Source organism: Vreelandella sp. GE22, assembly GCF_968212445.1.
On sequence record NZ_OZ309110.1, the window covers coordinates 2,711,529 to 2,735,561 of the forward strand.

Consider the following 24,033-nt stretch of genomic DNA (forward strand, 5'->3'; position numbering starts at 1 on the left):
TATGCGTCAGTCAACCGATCACCCCGCGCGCGCCCACTCTTTGTGGCGCGCCGCAAGGCAAGGGGTACTCGACGGCCTGCCCTTGCTGGGCGGCTACGTGCCGGTGTCGCTATCCTTCGGCCTGGTGGCTTCTCAGGCCGGATTCACGACCTGGGAGGCCGCGGCGATTTCGGTGCTGATCTACGCCGGCGCGTCCCAGTTTCTGTTCGTGGGCATGGTCGCGGCCGGGGCGCCGCTGTGGCTGGTCGTGCTACTGACACTTTTGATCAACGTGCGCCACGTAGTGTACGGCCCCAACCTGGCGGCGCTTTTACCGCGCAGCCGCCACTGGCCCTGGCTAATGCACGGGTTGACCGACCAGGTCTTCGGGCTGGCGCTGACAAAGCTGCCCGGGGTCGCAAAGCCCGACCGCTTTGGCTGGTTTTTAGGGGCTGCGCTGATGGCCTGGGCGATGTGGGTGCTGGGCACGGTGGTGGGCGCGGTAGGCGGTGAAGCGGTGACCGGCTACTGGCCGCTACTCGGCGACATCATGCCCTTCGCGCTGCCCGCCTTGTTCTTGACCATGACCGCGCCGCGCTTTATCGATCTACGCTGGTCGCTGGCGCTTGGCACTACCATCACGGCGGCCATGGTCCTCGCTTTAACCGGCGCGAGCAACGTGGCCATTCCGCTTGCGGCGGCCTGCGGGGCGCTTTGCTATTACGCGGTGCGCTTTTCTCATAGGGGGCGGTCATGAGCGTGGAACTGTGGGTCGCCGTCGTGCTCTCGGCACTGGGGACGCTTTTGATTCGCGTGATACCGTTTCTATGGATGCAGCGCCGCCTGGATCAAAGCGAAGGGCCCGCGGCGATGCCGGAGTGGCTGGCCATTCTGGGTCCGCTGATGATCGCCGCGGTCCTTGGGGTGTCGATCATACCGGTCAACCCCAACGCCGCTTCCTGGCTGGGCACCGCCCTTGGGCTGCTCACGACCCTGCTGGTGTGGCGGCGGCTACGCTCGCTGGGCTGGCCGGTGGCGGCCGGCGTGGCGGTATTCGGCGCGGTGGTGGTGGCGTTCAACGCATTTTGAATCGCCTGGCAGAGCTCACGAGCGCCTTTTCACGCCTTCGACCTCTTGAAGAAAGTTGCTCGCCGCTTGCTGCATGTCGGCGTGATAAAGCAGGCACTGGTGGCGTCCGCTTTGCTTGACGGCATACATCGCCATATCGGCAAGATGGAGAAGCTCGCTTTCGCTCTGCGCATGGTCCGGGTAAAGACTCACCCCGATGCTGACGCTGATAGCGTGCTCGTGACCTTCGAGCTGGCAGGGGTTGGCGAGCGCTGCCAGGATCTTATCGGCCACGCCCAGCGCACTGGAGGCGTCGATGATTTCGGTCAACAGCACGACGAATTCATCGCCGCCCTGACGGCAGATGGTATCCGTGGTGCGTAAGCAGGCTTTGAGCCGCTCGGCCACGACCTGCAAATAGCGGTCTCCCAGCGCGTGACCAAAGGTGTCGTTGATCGCTTTGAAGTGATCGATATCCAGATACAAAAGCGCCAATGGCTGCTGACGGCGCCGGGCCTGGCTCATGGCACACGACAGGCGCTCGGCAAACAGAAAGCGGTTGGGCAGTCCGGTGAGCGGGTCGTGCTGCGCCTGGTAGGCAAATCGGGCAGAACGCGTGAGCGATTGGCAGGCATCGTGAAAAATCACCACCGCGCCGACGACCTCGCCATGACGATTATGAACCGGCGCGGCGGAATCCTCTATTTCCAGCTGGCTGCCATCACGACGCGTCAAAACGGCGTCAAGGGAGAGTTCTATTGGCCGGTTTTCAGCCATGGCCCGCCCTGCAGGGTTGAGCGCGCTGGCGTGGGTCTGGTTATCGACCAGGGGAAGCACCCGTTCGAGCGGATTGCCAAACGCCTCCGCTCGCGTCCAACCGGTGAGCTCTTCGGCCATTTTATTGAGGTAGGTCACACGGCTCTGAGTATCCGTGGTCAACACCGCATCGCAAATCGAATTGAGCGTAATGTAGGCCCACTCTTTCTCGGCGTGTAGCGCGGTATCTGCCTCCCCCCGCTGCTCGCTCACGGCTATTTTGCTTTTGACCGTGTCAACTTTATCGTCATTGCACTCACCGTCCAGCATGACCCCTTTCTCCATGAGTAAGATTGTCCGGCTGCATCTTCTTGACCACCGCTGTACGCCCGCCAGGCGTTGCTTTTACTGCCCTCGGCTTTTTCGAAACGTCATGCCTTTAGCGCCCTTCGAAACACCCGATGCGCGAGTAGGACGTCATCCCTATAGTGTTTAATCTGCCGGTCAACTCGAAAACATGCCGATTGCTTGAATAAGCCTTTTATACTTCTACGTGCTTCGTTGCCCAGTGTATACAAATTATAAAAAAATGACACAAACTGTAAACAAACGCTTATAAGCACCTTTTGCTGCCTTGGGTGGCGGTGCAGGCCCAGAAGGGGGCTGAGGCATTTCCTTGGCGGCCGGGCATAAAAAAACCCCGCTTCGTGGAGCGGGGTTGCTGGTTCAGGCTTTTAAAAGGGCCCGGCGGCTCAATGGCGGCGCCGGCGCCAGAGCAAAAAGCCCAGCAGCGCGATGATCGCAACGCCCGCCGCTACCATGCCCGCCCGGGCCAGCAGCAGCAGGTCCGAGCCCGCCCCGCCGGCGCGCAGCTCGGACACCCGCGCCGTTTCCATGGTGACGTCGCTTTCGCCGAACTCACTCATCAGGTAGTTGGTGACCTCGGCCACCTGCCCATCGTCGAGCTCGTCGGCGAAACCGAGCATGCCCTGGCGGTGTTCCGGCCAGACACCCTCGAGAATCACCATGGCGACGTTATCCGCGTTAGGTTTGTCGAGCACCGGATGACCGGCCAGTGGGGGCAAACCGTTCAAGCCGCGGCCATTGGGGGCGTGGCAGGCCGCGCACTGGTCGCGGTAGATGCGCTCGCCGGGGCCGATATCCGCAAGGGCGGCCGGGGTATCGTCATCCATGAGCTGGCCGATGTTAGAAAAATCGGCGTTGTCGCTGCCCTCTTCATCCTCTACCCCAGCCTGCGCACTGGCTTCTTCGCTCTCGGCTTCCGGCAGCAGATAGACGGCGATCGCGTCGATGTCTTCCTCCGGCATGCGCGAGAAGCTCAGATCGATCGCTTCGAGCATCGGGCCCGCGGCAGTGGCGCCGTTATCGGCGTGACCCGTGCGCAGGTAGTCGACCAACTGTTGGCGGCTCCAGTCACCGATGCCGTTTTCCGGATCATCGGTGATATCCGGCGCGTACCAGGTACCGAGCGAGCCCCCCGAAAGCGCCTGGCCGGATTTTTCGGCCATCAGGAAATTACGCGGCGTGTGGCAGGTGCCGCAGTGGGTCGCGCCCTGAACGAGATAAGCACCGCGATTCCACTCGTCGGAGCGCTCCGGGTCCGGCTGGAAAGGCTCGTCGTCCAAAAAGAGCAGGTTCCAGGCCGCCATGGAGAAGCGGATATTGAACGGAAACGGCAGTTCGGTTTCCGGCGGCGTGGCATCCGAGGGTTCTACGCCGTGCATGAAGTAGGCGTAGAGCGCCTCGACGTCCTCGTCGGTAAGTTTAGCGTAGGCGTTATAGGGCATCGCCGGATAGAGGTGGCTACCGTCAGCGCGCTTACCTTCACGCAGTGCACGCGAGAACTCCTCGAGCGAGTAGTTGCCAATTCCGGCCTCGGTAGAGGGCGTGATATTGGTAGCGTAGATCACCCCCAGCGGGGTCTGGAGGGGATGTCCACCGCTGTAGGCCGGGCGGCCCGGCTCGGAGTGGCAGGCCACGCAGTCACCGGCGATGGCCACCGCTTCGCCGCGCTGGATCTGCTCGCGGCTTGGCTCATCCGTTTGAGCCATGGCGACACTCGCAAAGCCGCTTGCGGCCAACAAAAGCCCTGCCTTGAGGCGATTATCCATGCTGGGTCTCCTCCAGAATGCGGTCCGCTGTGCGTAGTGCCAGCGCCGCCGCGGTCAGGGTGACGTTGCAGGTACCCACCGTGGGCATCACGCCGGTGCCGACCATGAAGAGGTTTTCATGATCGTGAGCGCGGCCCCACTGGTCGGTTACGCTGGTAGCCGGGTCATTGCCCATGGAGAGCGTGCCGGTGATGTGCTGGCGGTTGGAGAACGCGCCACTGCGGCTGTGCTTGATGTTGGTGCCCCCCAGCATTTCGGCAATGCGGTCGTAGTGCTCGCGGGTCACTTCGGTGCCGCGCTGCTCGTACTCGCCGATGCTCCAGTGCATGCGCGGCGTGGGCAGGCCCAGGGCGTCGCGCTTGTCACTCAGGGTAACGCGGTTGTTCGGGTCCGGCAGCTGTTCCATGGCATTTTTGATCCCCAACCGGCGGGCGGCGCGGTAGCGCACCTGCTCCTGCAGCTCACGGCCGTGGTAGCCCTCGGCAAGCAGCTCCTTGGTGACCGTATCGACCTTGGAGCCGTTGGAGATATCGATACGAAACGGCGCGTACTCCGAGCGGAAATCGCCGTCGCGGAAGTCACCGATAGAGCACGGGCTGACCGGGCCGCGGCCGGGCCAGATCGGCTCGTCGACATCGAAGTTGATACCAATCGCCGGGTGGTCGCAAAGATTACGCCCGACGTTGTCACGCACGTTGGCGATGCCGTGCTCGAACGTGTCGCTGGTCGACATCAACAGCAGCTTGGGCGTCTCGATGGCGTTGGCGGCCAGCACTACGGTCTGGGCGGTGACCTTGTGGCTCACCTTTTCCCAATCGTAATAGTGCACGGCGCTGATCCGGCCTTCGCTATCGTGTTCGAGGTTGTAGACCACCGCCTCGGTGATGATCTCGACCCCTTCCCGCTCGGCTTCCTGGGCGGCGATGCCACCGTGATACTGGGCGTCGATCGGGCAGATCGGCATACAGTTGTTGTTGCCGCAGCACGCCGGGCGGCCGTCGAAATTGCGGCTGTTGCGCGCGGTGGAGTCGTCGATGACGCGATAATCCGGCGCCAACCGCTCGGTGACCCGCTGCTGCAAGTAAGAGGCCGGCACTCGCTCCATGGGGTAGGGCTTGGCCCGCGGCGAGCCGTTATCCGGCTCGCCGCCGGTGCCGGTGATCACTTCCACCTGGTAGTAATAGTCCTCGAGATCGTCGTAGCTGATCGGCCAATCCACGCCGACCCCGTAAAGGCTTTGGGTACGAAAATCGTTGGGCACGAAGCGCCACATCTGCGCCGCCCAGTGCCAGGAGGTGCCGCCCAGCATGCGAATGTACTGGGCGTTGTAGGGGTGCGGCCCGGCCTGGTCCAGGTATTCGTTGGCCGTGGGCGAAAAGCGCGGGTGCGGGGCCATCTCCGAATAGGGGTACGGCGCCATGTAATCGGACTTGAAGGCGGACTCGCGGTAGTTCTGAACCAGCTCGCCGCGGCCCTTGCGGGGGCCGGATTCCAGCAGCAGCACGGAGCGCCCGGCCCGGGCCAGGCGCGTGGCGAGCAAGGAACCACAAATGCCCGCACCGACCACGACGACGTCGGCAACTTTATCGTTACTCATGGGGATCACTTATTCTCTTCAAAAAGCTACGGTCTTTGGAAAGCTTTGGTTTTTAGAAAGCCCTGGTTTTTGGCAAGCGTTCTCTTTGGAAAGCTCTGCCTTTGAAAAAACCTTCTTTAAGGGGCTCGATGCCAGCTGCCGCAGGGGCCGTAGGAGAAACTCGAAGGCACCAGCTTGTCGGCGACAATCTGGTTGGAGAGCGAGTTGAGGTAGGTGACGTAGACCGTCTGCTCGCCGGTACCGACCACGCCGGTGTACCAGCCGCTGAGCATGTAACGGGCCGTGGCCTCCTCCACCGCGTACTCTTCGCCAAAATCGAGGCGCGGGGCCTGGAGCAGCGCCGGCTGCTCATCGAGCAGGTTTTTTAGGCGCGTCAGCTGCTCGGTAAAATCCTCCAGGGCGAGTTTGGAGGCGTGCACCAAGGCCCTTGCGAGATTTTCGTCGAGCTCGTCGCGCGCAATCAGCCGGCGCGAGACGTCGAGAAACTCGCTTACTTCATTGGCGGAGGCGCCTTGTGGCCCGGCCAGGGCTTCGGGCACTGCCAGCCAGCGCCCGGCCACGCCCGTAAGCGCAAAGCCGCCGGCCATCTGGATGACGCGGCGGCGAGAAATAGTTGCCATGTTCGTTCGTTCCCTTGCGTATCCGCCGCCGATCAACATCGGCGGCAGTGGACCGCTTTGCGGCTAAACCAGCGTGCCGACCACGTCTTAACACGCTATTAATCGGCGCATATTATACCTTAGTCGCGCCACACCGACACTATTAGTTATAAGCGGAATTGACCCCATCAAGGGCCCTATAACGAGGTCTAGCATCCGTTTGAGGGCTCGATACGAAGTGATCCCAAGCCCTTAAGCAGCGAGGACGCCCAACACTTTGAAAAGCGGCTTAATGTCTGACGTATTTATCTATACAATTAGCCCGCAAACAACCTCCCCATGAAAGCTTGTAGGCAGTGTTGCCTTTATTTCAAAGACGGTTGACCGACCTCGCATCATCAAGGGAACACGCGTGCAAAAACGTCACTCTTCATCCGGTGTTTCTCGCCGCCAACTGCTGATCGGCGGCGCCAGCCTGCTGGGCTACTTTACCTTCACAGGCCCCACCAGGGCCTGGGCGCAGGCCTTCGAAGGCACGCCCCTTCACCAGCGTTTCATGCAGCTTTCAAAGCTTTTGATCAATCATGAGCTCCACGAAGGCACCGGGCTTCGCATCGCCGCCTTCGCCGCCCAGAAGTACGCCCGCCTGGACGAGCGTATCGACCAGATCGTCGCCGTTGCCGAGCAACACAATGCCGTCGAGGTCGAGCAGTTTTTCGAGGCAATTCCCGACGGCGAGCCCCGGGACTTCGCCTACTGGGTGATTGCCGCCTGGTACAGCGGCGCCTCGAGCAGCGCCGCCGATGCCGAACAGTTCACCTTCGAGCACGCGCTGACATATCAGACCACGCTCGACATCGTGCCGATTCCCACCTACGCCTACTCGGCGCCGAATGCCTGGAGCCGCTCACCGGCCCCACTCTTGCCCGTTCCGAGTTTCTAAGCCAACACCTTTACTAAAAAGATCCCAGACTCGCCATGACTCAAACCACTTCCGCCGACGTGGTCATCGTCGGTACCGGCGTCGTCGGCGTCGTCGTCGCCGAGCAGCTCCTCGACGCCGGCCACTCCGTGCTGATGCTCGACGCCGGCCCGCGGGTGACCCGCGCCGAAATCGTCGAGAACTACCGCAACCTGCCGCTGGGCATCAAGGGCAGCGCCTCGTCGAGCTACCCGCCCAAGCCCTGGGCCCCGCACCCGATGCCGAACGACGACTACCTGCAGCTCGACGGCCCGGACTCCTACGCCCAGACCTATATTCGCTACGCCGGCGGCTCGACCTGGCATTGGGCCGGCACCTGCTGGCGGCTGACCCCGGACGACATGCGCCTGAACTCGCTCTACGGCGTCGGCCGGGACTGGCCGTTCGATTACGCCACCCTCGACCCCTACTACAACATGGCCGAGCAGAAACTGGGTATCTGCGGGCCTTCTGATCCGGCGCTGCAGTGGCCGCCCCATCCGCGCTCGGCACCTTACCCGATGCCCCACCTGCCCTTCTCCCCGGGCGAGGAGAAATTCAGCCAGGTGGTGAAGGACGCTCTGGGCTACACCAACTTGCCGGTAGCTCAGGCGCGCAACAGCGGCTCGCCCTATGACGATCGCCCGGCGTGCTGCGGCAACAACAACTGCGTGCCGGTGTGCCCGATTGGCGCCAAGTACGACGCCGCCACCGCGCTGGGTCGACTGGAAGCGAAAGGTGCGGTAATCCTCTCCAACGCCGTGGCCAACCATATCGAAACCGGCGAGGGCAACCGCATCGAGGCGGTGCACTACCTGGACCCGGAGCGCCAGAGCCACCGAGTGACCGGTGACCACTTCGTGATCGCCTGTAACGCCATCGAAACGCCCAAGCTCTTGCTGATGTCCGCGGATGCGCGCAACCCAAGCGGCATCGCCAACAGCTCCGACCAGGTGGGGCGCAACATGATGGACCACCCGCAGATGGGCCTGACGCTGACCCTGGACGAACCCTACTGGTTGGGCCAGGGGCCGGTGGTCAACAGCGGCATCATGGAGACCTCCCAGGGCGATTTCCGCGCCGAGCACGCCGGCGCCTACTTCCGCATGAACAACTTCGCGCGCAACCGCTACGAGACCTTCAACGCACTGAAAACCGGCAAGGTGGGCCGGGCGCTGGACGAAGAGATCCGCCGTCGCGCGGCGTGCACGGTCAACGTCGTGGCCGCTCACGAGATCCTGCCGGACCCCAATAACCGGCTGACGCTCTCCGCTAAAAAGGATTGGCTGGGCCTTCCCAAGCCCCACGTCTACTACGACGTGGGCGACTACACGCGGCGCTCCGCCGAGGTCTACTCGATGCCGATCGCCCGGCGCATCGCCGAGGCCATGGGCGCGGTCGACGTCCAGGAACCCACCACCTTCGCTCAGAGCAAACACCTGATGGGCAGCACCATCATGGGCACCGACCCGGCGGACTCGGTGGTGGATACGGACTGCCGCGCCTTCGATCACGCCAACCTCTTCCTGCCCGGCGGCGGCGCGATGCCCAGCACCGCCACCGGCAACAGCACGATCACCATGGTGGCGCTGGCCTTCAAGGCCGCCGAGGCGCTGATCAATCAGGCGAAGGGAGCATGACGATGACGACACGCCCCCTGCTACGCGGTCTGGCCGCCGCCGCGCTGCTAGCCGCGCCGCTGCCGCTTCTGGCCGAAACCGCCGAGGCCGACGACGCGACGCTTTCTCGCGGCGCCTACCTCGCCACCGCCGCGGACTGCACCGCCTGCCACACCGCCCCCGGCGGCGAGCCAATGGCGGGTGGGCTGGAGATCACATCGCCCCTCGGCGCGATCGTCTCGACCAATATCACGCCCTCAAAAAGCCACGGCATCGGCCAGTACAGCGAGGCGCAGTTCGCCCGGGCGCTGCGCCAGGGCATTCGCGCCGACGGCGCTAACCTCTACCCGGCGATGCCCTACACCGCCTACGCGCACATGAGCGATGAGGACATTCACGCGCTCTACGTCTACTTCATGGCGGGAGTGGAGCCGGTGGACGCACCGACGGCGGACACCGCCCTGCCGTTTCCCATGAACCTGCGCGTCGCGATGAAAGGCTGGAACCTCTTGTTCCACGACGCCGAGCCGCTCGCCGACGACCCGGCGCACTCCGAAGAGTGGAACCGTGGGCGCTACCTGGTCGAAGGGCCGGCGCACTGCGGCAGCTGCCATACGCCGCGCGGCTTTCTGATGCAGGAGCAGCGCGACCAAGCCATGGCCGGCGCCCAGGTCGGGCCCTGGTACGCGCCCAACATCACCCCGAACGAGGAGAGCGGCATCGGTAGTTGGCGCCACGACGAGCTGGTCACCTACCTGCGCACCGGCAAACTCGCCCAGGCCCAGGCCGCCGGCAACATGGCGGAAGCCGTCTCCCACAGCTTCCAGCATTTGCGCGACGACGACCTGAACGCCATGGCCACCTATATCGAATCGCTTCCCGCCACCGCCTCGACCGGCGACGACGGCGGCAACCGCTTTAGCCACGGCGAGGCGTCCGACGACTTGGCAAGCTTTCGCGGCGATGGCTACGCCGAAGGGCTCGAAGGCGACAGCCGCGGCGCCCAGCTCTATTCGGCCAACTGCGCCTCCTGTCACCAATTGGATGGCCGCGGCACCGAAGACGGCTACTACCCGCGACTTTATCGAAACGGCGCGCTGGGGGACGAAAACGCCAGCAACCTGATCGCCACGATTCTCTACGGCGTCGACCGCGAAGCAGGCGATGAGCACGTGTTCATGCCGCCCTTCGGCGAGCAGCCCAACGCGTTCAATTCGCTGGACAACGACGAGATCGCCGCGCTTTCCAACTACCTGCTGCGCCACTTCGGCAAAACCGATGCCCAGGGCCGCCCCGCCCTCGAGGTTTCCGCCGACGACGTTCAAGTGATCCGCGAAGGCGGACCGCGCTCGCCGCTGGTGCTGCTGGCAAGGATCGGTTTGGGGCTGGGGGTGCTGGCCGTCGTGCTACTCGCCTACTGGCTCATTCGCCGCCGGCGCAGCCGACACGCCCGCTAGAACGCGCTTAACCAAACGACAGCGCCTCCCCAAACGACTCGGCCCGGCAAACATGCCGGGCCGAGTCGTTTCAAAGCGCTTCACAAACCGTACGGGGCTGCATCGTTACCAGCGGTAGCTGACGCTTCCGATCACGCTGCGCGAGTCGCCGTAGTAGCAGTAGAAATCGCAGCCGCTGACGTACTCTTTATCAGTGAGGTTTTTAACGTTCACCTGGGCGGACCAGTTCTCGTCGATCTCATAACGGGCCATGGCGTCATAAAGCGTGGTCGAGGAGACGTTGCCTTCGACGCTGCTGCCGGGGCTGGCTTCGCTTTCGCCCAAATAACGCACGCCAGCGCCAATCGACAGGCCCGGCAGCGCCCGGCTCATGTCGTAACCCAGCCACGCCGAGGCCGAGTGGCGCGGAATCAGCGGCACGCGCTCGTCCTGCTGGTCGTCGCTTTCGTCATAGCGCGCGTCGGTGTAGGTGTAGGCGGCGGTCAGCTGTAGTTCATCGGTCAGGTAGCCCACGCCCTCTACTTCAAAACCGTTGGAGCGGCGCTCGCCCGCTTGTTCCTGCACCGGGGCATCGGTGGAAATCAGCGTATTGCTTTCCTTGATATCGAAGGCGGCAATGGTGACGTAGCCGTCGACATCGAAGGGCGCGATTTTAACCCCCGCCTCTAGCTGGCGGCCTTCCAGCGGCTCGTAGCTTGAGCCGCTCGGGCCGATGCCCGCCACCGGCGTAAAGGATTCGCTGTAGCTTACGTAGGGCGAAACGCCGTTATCGCCCAGGTACATGGCGCCGGCGGTCAGCGAGAGCTGCTCGTCGTCATAGCCTTCGCTGGAACGGCCGGTGGCATCCGAGAAATCGTCGCTGCTGTCGACGTTGTCGTAACGGGCCCCGGCCAAAAATACCCAGCTGTCCGCCACGCGCAGCTGGTCCTGCACGTAAAAGCCGAGCTGGCGGCGGTCGACATCGTGCTCGGTGGGGTCGCCGGTATCCGGTGCGCTAAACGAGGCGTAGTCCGGGTTGTAGAGATCCACGGTGTCGATATTGGAGAACAGCGACGAGCCGTCCCCGGCGGTGCGGAAGCTGTCGCGGTTGGTGTAGTTCAAATCGAGCTTTTGGTAGTCCGCGCCGAACAGCAGCGTGTTTTCGGTGTTTTCGGTATAGGTGCGCGCGATCAGGCGGTTGTCGATCGTGAAGCCGTCGTACTCGCCGTCGCGGTCGATCACGCCCCGCGAGATACCCCGCGGCGGCGTCACGTAGGAGTTGGGGTAGACGTTTCTAAGCTCGAGATCGAGATTGGTGTAGCGCGCGTTCTGCTGAAACTCCCAGGTATCGTTGATCTGGTGTTCAAGCTCATACCCCAGCGCTACCTGGCGCTGATCCAGGTGGTCGTAATCGGGCTGGCCGTAGTTGGTATGGCGGTCGATCTTGCCAAAGGGCGAGTCGTTCACCGTGCCAAAAGCGGGGAAAAAGCCCGAGGTGGGGGTGCCTTCATCTTTCTGCACGCTTGCCAAAAACGTGACCGTGGTGTCGTCGCTAAAATCCACGGCCAGGCTCGGCGCAAAGTAGTAGCGCTCTTTCTCGCTGCCGTTGAGCTCGCCGTCCTGGTCACGATAAAGCGCCACGGTGCGATAACGCATGTCGTCGCGCTCGCCCACCGGGCCGGACACGTCGATGCCCACCTGGCGGTGACCGTCGTTGCCCGCCTCTACGGTGATATTACCCTGGGGTTCATCCGTCGGGCGCTTGCTGATCGCGTTGATCACACCGCCGGGAGGCGCCTCGCCGTAAAGAATCGACGCCGGGCCCTTCAAGAGATCGACCCGCTCCAGGCCAAAGGTTTCGTTCATCCACCAGAAGTAGCCGCCGGTACGAAACAGGCGCAGGCCGTCCTGGTAAGTGGCGTTTTCCGCACTAAAGCCGCGCAGGAAGAACCAGTCCGCGTTGTTGTCGTTGCCGTAGGGCTGCGACGTCACCCCAGAGCGGTACTGGAAGGTTTCGTCGTACTTGTTGACGCCGCGATCTTCGAGCTCCTGCTCACTGACCGTGGAGATCGCCCGCGGCGTTTCGATATCCGGCGTTGCGACCTTGAGCGCGGTGGCGGTGACCACCGTCGTGCCCATATCCACCGTTTCCTCTTGGGCCAGTGCGGCCAGGGGCGCCATGCTCAGCGCACTTCCCAACGAGATGAGCATTGAACGGCGAACGGCAAACGATAACGGTGCGGCTGCAAACGGAGGTCGAAGCATGAGGGCAGTCTCATTAAAGAGCAAAATGGGCGGTCAGCAAAGCTGAATGATACGGATTATTATTCACAATCACAATATCGAGGCCGACTCAAGCCGCTTTGCCGGAACAAGGCGTTGCACGATCAAACGCCCGCCAGTCCCGGCTTTATCGAGAGCACCAACGGGCCTACTTCCCTGCCCTCACCTTCGGCTACCGGCATGAAAGATATCCGCCAGCCGCCGGCGCTCGTGCTCCTCATAAAAGCTCGGGTCATCGAAGAGGTCCGGTTGTACGGCGTCGAACATCATGCCCAGCACCTCGGCACTGCTCTGCACCATCGGCTCGAAGTGGGCGGTGTGAGTTTTCAATGCCCGCACCCGGCGCCGGCGATAGATCGCGTACACACCCAGCAGCGTGAAGACGCAGGCAATATAGAGCGGCAAGCCGTGATCGCCCACCGCGTGCATCAGCGAGCCCGCCGCCAAGGGGGCTACCGCGCAGCCAGCACCATGCATCACCAGCATATCCGCCGAGCCCGCGACGATCTCATCCGGGTGGAGCTGGTCGATCAACTGCGCCACCGCCAGCGGGTAGAGCGAAAACGCCAGCCCGCCCCACAAGAAGTAGAGCGCCAGGAGCACGTTATGGCTGGGCGCAAAGGGTATGGCCGCCGCCACCAGCGCCGCGCTCAGTACCACCCAAATCAGCACCAGTGGCCGGTCGTGTTGATCGGAAAAGCGCCCGATGGGAATCTGCAAAAGCGCCCCGCCCACGATAGCCGTACTCATCACCAGCCCCACCCCGGCGATATCGAACCCCAAATGGGTGGCGTAGATCGGCGTCATCGACCAAAACGCCCCCATGGCAAGCCCGGAGAGCGCCGCGGACGCCACCGCCAGCGGCGCAAACCCCAAAAGCGCCCGCAAACTGCTTTTCGGCCGCTCGGAGATCTTCGGCTGCACGCGGCGCGTCAGCGTAATGGGCAGCACCGCCCAGCTGATCAAAATCGCGATCATCACGAACAGCAGAAAGCCCTCCGGCGATGACAGCCGCAAAAACTGCTGCGCAATCGCCAGCGCCCCCAGGTTGACCACCATATAAACGGCAAAGATGCGCCCCCGCTCGTGGCTTGCCGCTTGGCTGTTGAGCCAGCTTTCGATCACCGTAATCAGAGTAATGAACGAGAGCCCATAAATAATACGCAGCGGCAGCCACACCCAAGGGTTGATGAAGACCAGATGCAAAAGCGCCATGGTGGCGCAAATAGAGGCACAAAAACCAAAGGTGCGGATATGGCCCATCCGCTTGATCAACCGCCGACTCATCCAGGTCCCGCAAATAAAGCCCACGAAATACCCGGACATCACCATGCCCAATAGCGTGGTCGAAAACCCCTCGCTTGTGCCGCGGAGTGTAAGCAGCGTGTTGAGTAGGCCGTTGCCCAGCAGCAGAAGCGCCACGCTTTGGAGGATCGACTTGACCGGTCTGAGCATTGTTAGTGAGCGCATGGGCACCCTCGTCGCCGGGTTATGAGCCCAAGCGTGTTAAAGGAAAGGAATCAATCCATGTAGTGGGATATGCATAAAGGGTGCCATGGGGGGGAACGCTGGTGAGTTACTCGCTACTTGGTCTCACTAGTATCAGCTCATCTTCATCGATCCCCTCTCGTAAATATAGTTCTGGTGTAGATTCCTCTTGGATACCCTCTAGCATTAGAGCATTCTTAGCTTGCTTAAAAGCATTGGGGATTGATTGTCCGAAGCCGATTGCCGAATAGAATTGTGCTGAAAATATACGAGCCGCTTCATCCCCTATTGACTGGTTCATTCCAATCGCTGCATCTACATATTTCGTACATTCAGCTGCCTGTTTGAATGAATGACAAGTATTGAAAAACACCAGACGTACTGAATCATAAAGCTCGAAGGTGCCGACAATGCTTTCCATCGATATTAATGCAGCTTTACCATATCGATCCAGGAGAACCAACTCATCCAGGTTACTACCATGCCCACTAAAATGAACAACCGTAGGCTTGAGCTCATTCATATATTGAAGAATGTCTCCAGGGCGTAGCGCCCACCTCGACTCAAGCCTAATCGAGTCACGATGATCAGATAAACGAAGCTTTTGATGGATCTCTCTGACTTCCTCATCTAATAACAGTCTACGATCGGAAGCCGTTGCCGGATCAGTCGCAAAAAATGCGACGGTAATTTCTTCGGGAAGAGCGCTTAATTTATCAATTCGAGAAGTATGGTCATAATGAAGAGATTCATGAGCTTTTAGACTAGACTCCATCGAACGAAACTGTCTTTTATGACTTTCTTGTAATTTTTTCTCTTCCGCGCTTCTTTTTTTAAAGGCTCTCGACTCCTCGCTCTCAAGTCGCCCTTGAGCTGTTGTCAGTTTTTTCTCTTCAGCAGCGATTTTTTTCTCTAACTTTGCAATCTCCCCTAGATGTTTCGCTTGTGTATCAGCAAATCGATTTGCTTCTTTAAGCTTGGAAGTAATTGTTGATGACTGTTTGGCCTTACTCGCTGCTGACTCAGCAGCGAGTGCTTTTTTTCCTGCATCAGCGGCTTTCTGCGATTCCTTAGCCTTCTGATCTATAAGCTTTGCTTTTGCATCACGCAAGCTGGTAACTTGCCGACGATACATATCAATACTCATAATGCCCCCTGCAATTCTCAGCAAAGTAGTTATATTAGACAAACTCAGCACTAGTTCAACTTATTGGTTGAATTCAGGGAGCGAGGCTTCTATTAATCAATCTCCAGCAAGCTAAACAGGCCGAACCATTAGCTCCAAAATAGTTCGCTACCCAGAATGCAAGTCACGGCTCGATCTCCCCGCCAATAACTTCAGTATCAAAAGTGCAAATTGCCTACCCGTTTCCTCATCCTCCAACAGCGGCATACTCAGCGTCTCCTGATCGCCAAGCGCATCGATTACAGCGTCGGTCACCTTCTTGGGAAACAGGCCGTGCATCACCTGGTCAGCACTATGGCTGCGCACCTGCGTCATCACCGCTTCATCGCGCTCGATGCGGTCGGCAATGCCGTTGGCGAAGTGGAGCTTGTCGTCGTCGCTGACTTCTGAGCCGTAAAGGTCGTTAAGCCGGTCGATGATCTCGGCCAGGCGCTGCTTTTCGGGGTCGTGGGGTTTACCGGAGCCCACTTCGCTGACCGGCGTCAGACCGTAGTCGCCCTTGGCTTCATCGATGCGCAGGCGCTTCTCTTCGTGCTTGGTTTGGCGGTAGTGGGTGAGTTCCAGCTCGCTGACGTCGATGCCTTCCTCCTCCCATAGCCGGTCGATGCGTAGCAGCGGGTGCAGGTGACGAGCAAACACGCAAAGCTGCTCGAGCTCGGTATCGTCGAACTGAATGATCTGGCTGAGAAATTCGTAGGTGCGTACGAAACTGGCGAGGTTTTTACGGAACAGGTCGAGCTCGTCGCGAGTCGTGCCCGCGTCTTTCAGCTCCTGCTCGGCACGTTTCAGGCCTTTATCATCGCCGTTGGCTTCGGCTACCTGGCGGGCGTGCTGCCAGGTTTGGAGCTGATCGAGTATGGCGTTATAACGCTGGCTAAAGCGCTGCTGGGCCGGATGGCAGTGATAGCTCAAGCTCGCGGCTGAAGCTTTTGGATCGAAAAATGCGGTGGCAAAAGCGGTGACCTCCTGCCAGTGATAAATGCCGCTGGCATCCAGGCTACCTTGCAGGTCGTAGACCACCTGCGGGTCGGAGACGCCCGCGAGTTCCGCCTTGCGGTAATAGGTGGCGAAGGCGTCGAGAATCACCTGCTCCTCGTTATAGAAATCCAGAATGTACGTCTGCTTACCGGGAAACAGCCGGTTGAGGCGGGAGAGGGTCTGCACGCACTCGACCCCCTTCAGCTTTTTATCCACGTACATGGCGCAAAGCTTGGGTTGATCGAAGCCCGTCTGGAACTTGTTGGCGGCGATCATTACGTTGTACTCCTCGGTATCGAACGCCTTTTCCAGTTTGCGCCCTTTCAGCTCAGGGTTGAGCAGCAGACTTGTCTCGCTGACCTCTTCCGGAATGTAAGCATCGGCCGGTACGCTGCCGGAGAACGCCACCATGGGGTGAACGCTTTGATAGTTATGGCGCTGAATGTACTCGCGCATCGCGAGCTGATAGCGCACGGCTTCCTCGCGGCTGGCCGTGACGACCATCGCCTTGGCCTGCCCATCCAGCAGGTGCTGAACATTTTGACGATAATGCTCGACGATCACTTCGACCCGCTGAGCGATATTGTACGGGTGCAGACGTACCCACCTGGCAATGGTGCGCGAGGCCTTCTTCGAATCCACTTCCTGCTCTTCGCCATCCGGGTGGGCGAGCTTCCAGGCGGTGCTGTAGGTCACGTAGTTGGTGAGCACATCGAGAATAAAGCCCTCTTCGATGGCCTGGCGCATGGAGTAGAGATGAAACGGCTCGGGCTTGTTGTCGTCGCTGGCGGGTAGGCTCGGTTCCGGCGGGCGCCCGAACAACTCAAGCGTTTTGGCCTTGGGCGTTGCCGTAAAGGCGTAGTAGCTGATTAGATCGCTGGGCCCCCTGGCAGCCACCGCCGCCCCCAGCATCGCCTCGGCGCTGACTTCCGCCCCATCACCCTCGCCTTCTTCATCTGCTACGCCCAGCAGCGCCTTGAGTTTGGTGGCAGAGCGGCCGGTTTGTGATGAGTGGGCTTCATCGGCAATCACTGCGTAGCGGCCCTTGGCCAGCGTCGGGCGTTTTTCGAGGGCGTCAAAAAGCGCCGGGAAGGTCTGGATGGTGACGATAATGATGCGGGTATTACTTTCCAGAGCCTCGGCCAGCTGCTCGGACTTGCTCTGGCTGCCGCCTTCGCGCGTGATGGGGCATACCACCCCGTGGGCGTGCTCGAATTGATAGATAGTGTCTTGAAGCTGGCTGTCGAGCACCGTGCGGTCGGTGACCACAATGACCGAGTTAAAAAGCTTGTCGCCATCGCTGCCGTAGAGATTGGCCAGCTGGTGCGCCACCCAGGCAATGGAGTTCGATTTACCGGACCCGGCGCTGTGCTGCACCAGGTAGCGATTACCCGCGCCCTCGGCGAGCGTCGCGCCGACGAGCCGGTTGACCACCTCCCACTGGTGGTAACGGGGGAAAATAAGCGCCTCTTTGGTACTCCGGCGGCCGTGAAAGTCCTCCATGGTCGTCTCCTGGAGGTGAAGGAAACGACCGAGAATCTTTAGCCACGCGTCCGGGGCGAATACCTGCTCCCAGAGGTAGGCGGTGGCGTAGCGTTGTTCATCCTGGGCAGACGGGTTACCGGCACCGCCGACTTCGGTACCCCGGTTGAATGGCAAAAAGTACGTTTGCGACCCGGCCAGTTGGGTGGTCATGGCCACCTCGGTCTGGCTGACCGCAAAATGCACCAGCGCGCCACGCTTGAACGTCAGCAGCGGCTCGGGCTTACGGGTGACCGGGTCCTTGGTCGGGCGGTCCTGACGGTACTGGCGTTTGGCGTTTTCGACCGTCTGCTTGAACTGGCTCTTGAGCTCCAGCGTGGCAGTGGGGATACCGTTGACGAACAGCACCAGATCCAGGCGCGGGTTGTAGCTCTGACCGGCGCCCTTGCCCTGGGCGTGCGGCGAGTAGGAGACTTCAGGCACCACCCGCAGGCGGTTGGCGCGGTACTGGGCAAGCGACTGCGGGTTCATGCCGTGGTCAGGCTGAAAGCTGCACAGGTCGAATTTAACGCCCGGCACCTTGAAGCCGTGGCGCAACACCTCGAGCGTACCGCGCTTTTTGAGCTCGTTGACGACTTTCTGAAAGAAAACCTGCTCCGGCGCTTGGGGGTTGGCCTTGCAGAATTTATCCCACTGATCGGGCTGAGCATCGCGTACGTAGCCCAGCAAGTCTTCGGGGTAGAGGGCCGAGGCGCGGTCATAGCCACTGGCGGAACCCGCGAGCCAGCCGCCTGCCACCATGGCAGCGACGATATCCTGCTGAAAGCGGGCTTCCCTGCTATCTCCCATTGTATCCCCTGCGCTTCGCTCTATTTTTAAATAGCCTAACGGCTCGGGCCTGGAAGGAGAAGCCTGATTAGCCACACAATAACGTTTAATTAAACACTTTGAGTCACTTGCAACACCCCGGGTACCTTCGGCGTGAATGGATCAACTGCGCTTAAGGTAGTACTTATTCCATGGTGGCAGCAGTCACTTGCTGATCTTGCCATTCACCGTAACTGGTTTTGGTCCCCTCGACTTTCCAGTCATTACGCCCGTTAGCGGCCCGCCCCACAATAATGGCGGCGGCAGCGCTCGGGCTTGAAAATGCATAGTCTTTGATAAAACGCCGCAACCCGTTTTCCTCTTCAGCCAATACTCCCTCTTCGCAAAGCTGTTGGTGAAGCTTTTGGTAACTATGGGTCGGTCCTGTCCAAGCCGCTCGCGCTAGTGAGCCTTCCAGTACAAAGAACTCACCATCAAGCTCTTGGCCCTGCGCCTTGATGCCGTGTTTGGGTACGACCATATAGAATAGTGGAGAAGCATCAGAGGACTCAGACTCTATCGGCTCTCTTCGATGAGATGGCTTGGTCGAATCGCGAAGTAGATCAAACCCCAGCACCGGCAGCACAGTACGAATCTGCTCGGCAAAGAATGCCATATCGGCGCGGTCGGACTCGGGCAGGCTGACATACTCGTGGGCGGTACCGTTGACCAGTTTGCAGCGCCCAACCTCTGTGGCGTTCTTGATCAACAGGCTTTCCAGGTATTTGACGTGGGCCTTGGTGAGGTTCTGATCCTTGCTGGTAATCAGACAGACCCGCTCCCAGAAATCCTTGCCGCCGCCCGGCCCCGCGACTTCAGGGTGGTTGTGCTGTTTGAGCCGCTTGGCGACATCGTCGCTCTCGCCGATATACACCAGCGGCCGCAGGCTACTGTCCGGGTCCGGCCCGACCAGAAAGTAGATGCCGGTGCGCTTACACTCCGGGCGCTGCACCAACTCACTCAATTTGGTACGCGGACCGGTCAGCACGTGGCCGGTCCAGTTCATGATCTCGGCGGTTAGCAGGCCGTTAGGCGTGCCATCCACCAGAAAGAGTCGAATACTACGACCCTGCGTCATCGTCGCTCCTTGTTATTCGGGTTCAGCTGTAGGTGGCGTGCGCTTCGGCGACCATGGGGAGCTCGGGTTGCTCGGTCGCCTGACCTGGTTGCCAGTTGCGGACGTCGATCTTGCCGGTGACGGTGGCGGAGATTAGGGCGGAACGGCGTTCTTCGAGCCTTTCCTTCAGTGCCAAAGCCTCACCTGCCAAATTGAGCAAGCTATAATTCTGTTTGATGATTTTGTCACGGATTTTCACCTGCTCTTCGAGCGGTGGACAAGGAAACGGCATTTCAAGCACAGTGCTTTGTCCAATATTCAACATTGAGCTACTTGCGCCCGTCGCCTCTAGCTCAATTTGCTTTTTAGTTTGAGAGGCCCCCATATAAAAGGATAGAAATAATGGGTCAGCAACTAAACTATGCAGACGAAGACGAAACAACTTGTCCGATAACATCAAATTTGGATAATCAATTGTCGGAACCGCACAACTGCCGACAAGCTCGCGTGTATTCGCGCGCGAGATCAAAACGTCATTAGCCTTAATAGCCAAATCAACTCTAGGCGAAAAGTCGTTAGGAAGTTTTTTGTTCTCCAAATAGTTAAATCGGCCATGGTTAACGCAACCTACTTTGAGCACTCCCCACTCGCTTTCATCTTTGACAGCAATATTTTCGCACTGAGGACTCCAACCTTGCTCAAGTAGTCGAACAACATGTTTGACTCGTTTCACTTTCCAATGCTTCGGCACCTCCCCCAACCACTCTACCTCAGAGTCCTTCATCGGCACATCGGGATTCAGCCCCTTTGTAACGGCATGAGAGATCACCGCCTGACGCTTTTCCTTGAGCAGCTCGATAAGGCGCTTTTGCTCATCGATTAGCTCGTCGATACGGGCGGTTTCGTGGTCGAGGAAGGCAGCGATATGGCCCTGCTCATCATAGGTAGGGAGAGCAGAGGTTAGTCGACCAAATACTTCTGGATAAAGCCGGAGGCGGGAGTCGATAACACCTGCGGAAAAAGCCTTGTAATAACGGATGTATTCGTCCGATCGAACAAGATAGTCAAGAAATCTAGGCTCTGACCCATCAGCAACGGAAAAAACGCTATAAGCAGGACTTACAATGCCGCTCTGCCGAGCGAAGCCTAACCCACGATTCCAAGCCAGCATGATGTTCATCACCAAGTCACCAGTTTCACACAACTTGTAACCTTCCAGCGAGTCAGCTCGGCTTAAATGCTCACCTTCTTCTCTTGACTCGGACCGCGGACGGACTCCCCAATACGCAGATACTGACAAGAGTTCGCCGATGCCATCTTGAGACCTGCCTACGCGCTCCTTAAAGACTTGCTTAAATCGGCATAGACTCCAATGCGCAGGCACCTCCCCCAGCCACTCGACGCCAGAGTCCTTATATTCGGGATATTGCGGAAAACTCATCCCTTCACTCCCTTTCTTGCATTCATCACCGCCTCTTGCCAGAAGGGTTCTTGTTCCCAATCCTCAGGAAAGCCCATATGGGGGCGCGACACGTCCGAGTAGCGGTCCAGTAGCGCTACAAGGCGCTCGGCCCATTGGCTTGCGGGAGCCACGGCTTGCATCAATGACTCTATCACGACCAATTGGAAGTAGAGCCGTCGGTGCGGGTCGAGGCGCTGTTCAGGGTTTTCGTGTGATCCTGTGGCAATTTTACTGGGGATAGTCGGCCAGATAGCCGGTACCTTCCTTGGTATTTCGGGGCGGCTCCCGAAGACACGATTCCATACGCGACCATGGTGGGCGCAGACGTTACGCAAGTCTGAAAGACTGCGGAACCACGAGCGCAGTACGCGCGCTTTCCAGCCAAAATGGCGCTCGATGCGCTGGGTATCCTGGGGTAATCGCAAATTCGCAAACAGCGTCGAGACCTCTTTGAAGGTCAAAAGCTCTGCCGCCATCCAGATAGGGGGCTGGGTAGGGGCTGACTGATACTTCATACGGTAATGGGTCAGGAAGGATTCGACATCTCGCCCTTGAGATATACTCTCTAGCTTATTGAGTAACCACCCGTGGTTGTAGCGCGTATCGAAAATTGACGCATCCAGGTAGCCGTGAGGGCCATGGTGCTCGGCCAGGGTATTTGCCAACTGGGCCCTCAAGGCGACTTCCAATCGCTCGATAGCATCCAGCAGAAGCAGACGCAGCTCGCGATCAAACACATACAGCCTCAACACATCGTCAAAAGCGCTACCCTCAAGAAAACGGTGTTCCTCAAGGCCGGGCCGATAAAAAGGTCGAGTATACGCAGAAAACCGGAAATAACTGATATTGCTTAGGTAGTGCCGCGCCCGCTCGGTGTCCGGTATCTCCAAGCCACGGCGATGTAGCGTGGCGATCTGATCGTCAATACTGTGGGCAGGCTTTTGGAAGTCGCTCATACATGATATCTCGGCACAAAACTTCCAGACACAAAAAACCCGCCAAAGTGTGCTTCATTGAGAGGCATGGCGGGTGTATTACGCAATATGCTATGCCACCCCCCTGTGACTGTCAATGAATGTGTAAGACAAAGCCTGACGATGCCCTTCATGCCGACATCCCCTCGATCATCTGTTTGATCCGGTCGGTGCAGGCCTTGAGATCGGCGTCGATCTCTTCCAGCGGGCGCGGCGGCTTGAACTCGTAGAAATGGCGATTGAAGGGAATCTCGAAGCCGACAATCCCGATGCGCTCGTCCAGCTCATCGCGCTTGTCTTCATCGACCCAGGCATCCGCTACGTGGGGCCGCACTTCCCGCTCGAAGTAGTCGAAGACGGACTCATCCAGCGGTACGTTCTCGTTATCGCGCAGAGTGCTATCGGCCTCCACATTGCCTTTGCTGTCGCGGCAACTATCGGCGTCCGGGTCGCGCTCGGAAAGCGCGTTGAGGAGTGCTTTTTGCACCGGCGCGCCGATCTTCAATCCGGCCGCCTTTAGCGCCGCCTTGAGCGCTTTGGTGAAGGCATCGCGGTTGGTATAGCGCTCGTCAGGATCAAGCGTCGCGCAGGCTTCCTTGATCGCCTCGCGTTCGGCCTCGTCGAGCTTCTGGAGTGGCTTTTCGTCATTCAGTTTCGCCAGCCGCTCGGGGCTTGCCTGGAAGTTCAGGCGCAGCGGGCGCTCTACGGTAATGCGCCGGTAGCCGAAGGCTTCCACCGGGAAGATTTTGCTCTCTTCACCTGCCTGGTTTTGGCCGTAAAGCCGCACGATCGCTTCGATATCGTCATCGGCCACGTACTGGCGTTTGCTGCCCAGTGACTTGCGCATCTTGCTGGCGCGGCCGGTGGCGTTGATGAGCTGCACCTTGCCACGGCGCTCGGCGGGTTTGGCATTCGAGAGAATCCACACATAGGTGGCGATGCCGGTGTTGTAGAACATATCCGTGGGCAGGCCGATAATCGCTTCGACCATATCGTGCTGCAGCAGATAGCGACGGATTTCGGACTCTCCGCTGCCCGCGCCACCGGTAAACAGCGGCGAACCGTTGAGGATAATACCGATGCGCGAGCCACCCTGCTGCGCGGGCCGCATCTTGCTCACCAGGTGCATCAGAAACAGCAGTGAGCCGTCAGACACCCGCGGCAGGCCCGGGCCAAACCGACCGTTATAGCCCTTCTGCTTGTGTTCTTCGATTACCTGCTTTTGGACTTTCTTCCACTCCACGCCGAAGGGCGGATTGGAGAGCATGAAGTCAAAGTGTTCACCGGCCAGCTGGTCGTTGGCGAGGGTATTGCCCAGCTTGATCTGGCGGACTTCCTGGCCCTTGACCAGCATGTCGGCCTTGCAGATCGCGTAGGACTCCGGGTTCAACTCCTGGCCATGCAGCGAAACGCTCATGCCGCCGCTCACCTGCTGCATGTACTCGTCGCTTTCCGATAGAAAGCCGCCCGTACCCGCCGTTGGGTCATACACGGTCACGATGCCGCCACTTTTGAGCTTGGCGTCCTGGTGTGTCAGCACCAGCGAGGTGGTCAAATGAACGATATCGCGCGGAGTGAAGTGCTCCCCCGCTGTCTCGTTGGAGCTTTCCGCGAACTTGCGAATCAGCTCCTCGAAGACCAGGCCCATACCGAAGTTGGAGAGCCGTGCTGGGCTCAAATCCGTTTTAGCGAACGACTCTACTACCTGAAAGAGCAGGTCATTGGCGCTGAGCTGATGCACAAAGCTCTCGAACTCGAAGTGCTCGAAAATCTCGCGTGCGTCCTGACTGAACGACTGCACGTAGCTCATCAGGTCATTGGCGGTCTGCGTCGAGGAGATCGTGCCCAGCGTCAGCTTTGATGCGTTATAAAAGGGCTGCCCCGACGCGCGCAGTAGAAGCTGCTCGCGTACGCCGTCCGGCTTGTCGCGATGCTGATGAGCCGCATCCACCACGGTCTGTTTGGTGGGCTCGAGCACACACTCCAGGCGCCGCAGCAGCGTAAAAGGAAGAATAATGCGGCCATACAGAGACTGTTTGAAGTCGCCGCGTAACAGATCGGCCACCGACCAGATAAAGGCGGCAAGACTAGAAAAACTCGTCATGAAAA

Annotated in this window: 17 protein-coding genes; 5 read left to right on the forward strand and 12 right to left on the reverse strand. The window is 59.7% G+C overall.

Features of this window, described 5'->3' with window-relative positions; genetic code table 11:
- The first annotated feature begins 1 nt into the window (after position 1).
- Together ACWHRL_RS12750 and ACWHRL_RS12755 are read left to right on the forward strand one after the other, a co-directional pair.
- Positions 2-736 carry an AzlC family ABC transporter permease gene (locus ACWHRL_RS12750; RefSeq protein ID WP_447893954.1) on the forward strand — a complete coding sequence of 245 codons (735 nt, stop codon included), beginning with the start codon at positions 2-4 and terminating at the stop codon, positions 734-736.
- The gene (locus ACWHRL_RS12755) at positions 733-1,068 is read left to right on the forward strand and encodes an AzlD domain-containing protein (protein WP_447893955.1); all 336 of its coding nucleotides are present in this window, start codon (positions 733-735) and stop codon (positions 1,066-1,068) included. The genes ACWHRL_RS12750 and ACWHRL_RS12755 overlap by 4 nt, the downstream gene beginning before the upstream one ends.
- A gap of 15 nt (positions 1,069-1,083) precedes the next feature.
- On the opposite strand, the gene ACWHRL_RS12760 is transcribed toward ACWHRL_RS12755, so the two are convergent.
- The 4 genes from ACWHRL_RS12760 to ACWHRL_RS12775 form a co-directional block, all read right to left on the reverse strand.
- Positions 1,084-2,133, reverse strand: coding sequence for a diguanylate cyclase domain-containing protein (locus ACWHRL_RS12760; protein ID WP_447893956.1), 1,050 nt, complete (start codon positions 2,131-2,133; stop codon positions 1,084-1,086).
- 422 nt (positions 2,134-2,555) lie between these two features.
- On the reverse strand, positions 2,556-3,935 hold the full coding sequence (locus ACWHRL_RS12765) for a c-type cytochrome (protein WP_447893957.1): 1,380 nt from the start codon (positions 3,933-3,935) through the stop codon (positions 2,556-2,558).
- Entirely contained in the window at positions 3,928-5,532 is a 1,605-nt protein-coding gene (locus ACWHRL_RS12770) for a GMC family oxidoreductase (RefSeq protein WP_447893958.1), read from the reverse strand. The genes ACWHRL_RS12765 and ACWHRL_RS12770 overlap by 8 nt, the downstream gene beginning before the upstream one ends.
- A gap of 116 nt (positions 5,533-5,648) precedes the next feature.
- Positions 5,649-6,152 carry a sugar dehydrogenase complex small subunit gene (locus ACWHRL_RS12775; protein WP_447893959.1) on the reverse strand — a complete coding sequence of 168 codons (504 nt, stop codon included), beginning with the start codon at positions 6,150-6,152 and terminating at the stop codon, positions 5,649-5,651.
- A gap of 391 nt (positions 6,153-6,543) precedes the next feature.
- Between ACWHRL_RS12775 and ACWHRL_RS12780 the strand changes: the two genes are divergently transcribed.
- The 3 genes from ACWHRL_RS12780 to ACWHRL_RS12790 are packed head-to-tail and all read left to right on the forward strand — an operon-like array spanning position 6,544 to position 10,168.
- Complete coding sequence (locus ACWHRL_RS12780) at positions 6,544-7,074, forward strand: sugar dehydrogenase complex small subunit (RefSeq protein WP_447893960.1); 531 nt, start codon at positions 6,544-6,546, stop codon at positions 7,072-7,074.
- A 35-nt stretch (positions 7,075-7,109) separates the two neighbouring features.
- Positions 7,110-8,732: a GMC family oxidoreductase gene (locus tag ACWHRL_RS12785; RefSeq protein ID WP_447893961.1), complete on the forward strand. Its 1,623-nt coding sequence runs from the start codon at positions 7,110-7,112 to the stop codon at positions 8,730-8,732.
- Between the two features lie 2 nt (positions 8,733-8,734).
- The gene (locus ACWHRL_RS12790; protein WP_447893962.1) at positions 8,735-10,168 is read left to right on the forward strand and encodes a c-type cytochrome; all 1,434 of its coding nucleotides are present in this window, start codon (positions 8,735-8,737) and stop codon (positions 10,166-10,168) included.
- Between the two features lie 105 nt (positions 10,169-10,273).
- On the opposite strand, the gene ACWHRL_RS12795 is transcribed toward ACWHRL_RS12790, so the two are convergent.
- The 8 genes from ACWHRL_RS12795 to ACWHRL_RS12830 form a co-directional block, all read right to left on the reverse strand.
- Positions 10,274-12,412: a TonB-dependent siderophore receptor gene (locus tag ACWHRL_RS12795; RefSeq protein WP_447893963.1), complete on the reverse strand. Its 2,139-nt coding sequence runs from the start codon at positions 12,410-12,412 to the stop codon at positions 10,274-10,276.
- A 180-nt stretch (positions 12,413-12,592) separates the two neighbouring features.
- The gene (locus ACWHRL_RS12800; RefSeq protein WP_447893964.1) at positions 12,593-13,900 is read right to left on the reverse strand and encodes an MFS transporter; all 1,308 of its coding nucleotides are present in this window, start codon (positions 13,898-13,900) and stop codon (positions 12,593-12,595) included.
- Between the two features lie 106 nt (positions 13,901-14,006).
- On the reverse strand, positions 14,007-15,065 hold the full coding sequence (locus ACWHRL_RS12805) for a hypothetical protein (protein ID WP_447893965.1): 1,059 nt from the start codon (positions 15,063-15,065) through the stop codon (positions 14,007-14,009).
- Positions 15,066-15,212: 147 nt separating this feature from the next.
- Positions 15,213-18,413 carry a type I restriction endonuclease subunit R gene (locus ACWHRL_RS12810; protein WP_447893966.1) on the reverse strand — a complete coding sequence of 1,067 codons (3,201 nt, stop codon included), beginning with the start codon at positions 18,411-18,413 and terminating at the stop codon, positions 15,213-15,215.
- A 163-nt stretch (positions 18,414-18,576) separates the two neighbouring features.
- Positions 18,577-19,509: a GIY-YIG nuclease family protein gene (locus tag ACWHRL_RS12815; RefSeq protein ID WP_447893967.1), complete on the reverse strand. Its 933-nt coding sequence runs from the start codon at positions 19,507-19,509 to the stop codon at positions 18,577-18,579.
- A 22-nt stretch (positions 19,510-19,531) separates the two neighbouring features.
- Positions 19,532-20,929, reverse strand: coding sequence for a hypothetical protein (locus tag ACWHRL_RS12820; protein ID WP_447893968.1), 1,398 nt, complete (start codon positions 20,927-20,929; stop codon positions 19,532-19,534).
- Positions 20,926-21,906, reverse strand: coding sequence for an Abi family protein (locus tag ACWHRL_RS12825; RefSeq protein WP_447893969.1), 981 nt, complete (start codon positions 21,904-21,906; stop codon positions 20,926-20,928). The genes ACWHRL_RS12820 and ACWHRL_RS12825 overlap by 4 nt, the downstream gene beginning before the upstream one ends.
- A gap of 148 nt (positions 21,907-22,054) precedes the next feature.
- Positions 22,055-24,028: a type I restriction-modification system subunit M gene (locus ACWHRL_RS12830; RefSeq protein WP_447893970.1), complete on the reverse strand. Its 1,974-nt coding sequence runs from the start codon at positions 24,026-24,028 to the stop codon at positions 22,055-22,057.
- Positions 24,029-24,033 lie beyond the last annotated feature (5 nt).

Bases quoted from the DNA above. Each gene is read 5' to 3' on its own strand.
- ACWHRL_RS12750 (WP_447893954.1), top strand. From the start codon at position 2: ATGCGTCAGTCAACCGATCACCCCGCGCGCGCCCACTCTTTGTGGCGC.
- ACWHRL_RS12755 (WP_447893955.1), top strand. From the start codon at position 733: ATGAGCGTGGAACTGTGGGTCGCCGTCGTGCTCTCGGCACTGGGGACG.
- ACWHRL_RS12760 (WP_447893956.1), bottom strand. From the start codon at position 2,133: ATGCTGGACGGTGAGTGCAATGACGATAAAGTTGACACGGTCAAAAGC.
- ACWHRL_RS12765 (WP_447893957.1), bottom strand. From the start codon at position 3,935: ATGGATAATCGCCTCAAGGCAGGGCTTTTGTTGGCCGCAAGCGGCTTT.
- ACWHRL_RS12770 (WP_447893958.1), bottom strand. From the start codon at position 5,532: ATGAGTAACGATAAAGTTGCCGACGTCGTCGTGGTCGGTGCGGGCATT.
- ACWHRL_RS12775 (WP_447893959.1), bottom strand. From the start codon at position 6,152: ATGGCAACTATTTCTCGCCGCCGCGTCATCCAGATGGCCGGCGGCTTT.
- ACWHRL_RS12785 (WP_447893961.1), top strand. From the start codon at position 7,110: ATGACTCAAACCACTTCCGCCGACGTGGTCATCGTCGGTACCGGCGTC.
- ACWHRL_RS12790 (WP_447893962.1), top strand. From the start codon at position 8,735: ATGACGACACGCCCCCTGCTACGCGGTCTGGCCGCCGCCGCGCTGCTA.
- ACWHRL_RS12795 (WP_447893963.1), bottom strand. From the start codon at position 12,412: ATGCTTCGACCTCCGTTTGCAGCCGCACCGTTATCGTTTGCCGTTCGC.
- ACWHRL_RS12800 (WP_447893964.1), bottom strand. From the start codon at position 13,900: ATGCGCTCACTAACAATGCTCAGACCGGTCAAGTCGATCCTCCAAAGC.
- ACWHRL_RS12805 (WP_447893965.1), bottom strand. From the start codon at position 15,065: ATGAGTATTGATATGTATCGTCGGCAAGTTACCAGCTTGCGTGATGCA.
- ACWHRL_RS12810 (WP_447893966.1), bottom strand. From the start codon at position 18,413: ATGGGAGATAGCAGGGAAGCCCGCTTTCAGCAGGATATCGTCGCTGCC.
- ACWHRL_RS12815 (WP_447893967.1), bottom strand. From the start codon at position 19,509: ATGACGCAGGGTCGTAGTATTCGACTCTTTCTGGTGGATGGCACGCCT.
- ACWHRL_RS12820 (WP_447893968.1), bottom strand. From the start codon at position 20,929: ATGAGTTTTCCGCAATATCCCGAATATAAGGACTCTGGCGTCGAGTGG.
- ACWHRL_RS12825 (WP_447893969.1), bottom strand. From the start codon at position 21,906: ATGAGCGACTTCCAAAAGCCTGCCCACAGTATTGACGATCAGATCGCC.
- ACWHRL_RS12830 (WP_447893970.1), bottom strand. From the start codon at position 24,028: ATGACGAGTTTTTCTAGTCTTGCCGCCTTTATCTGGTCGGTGGCCGAT.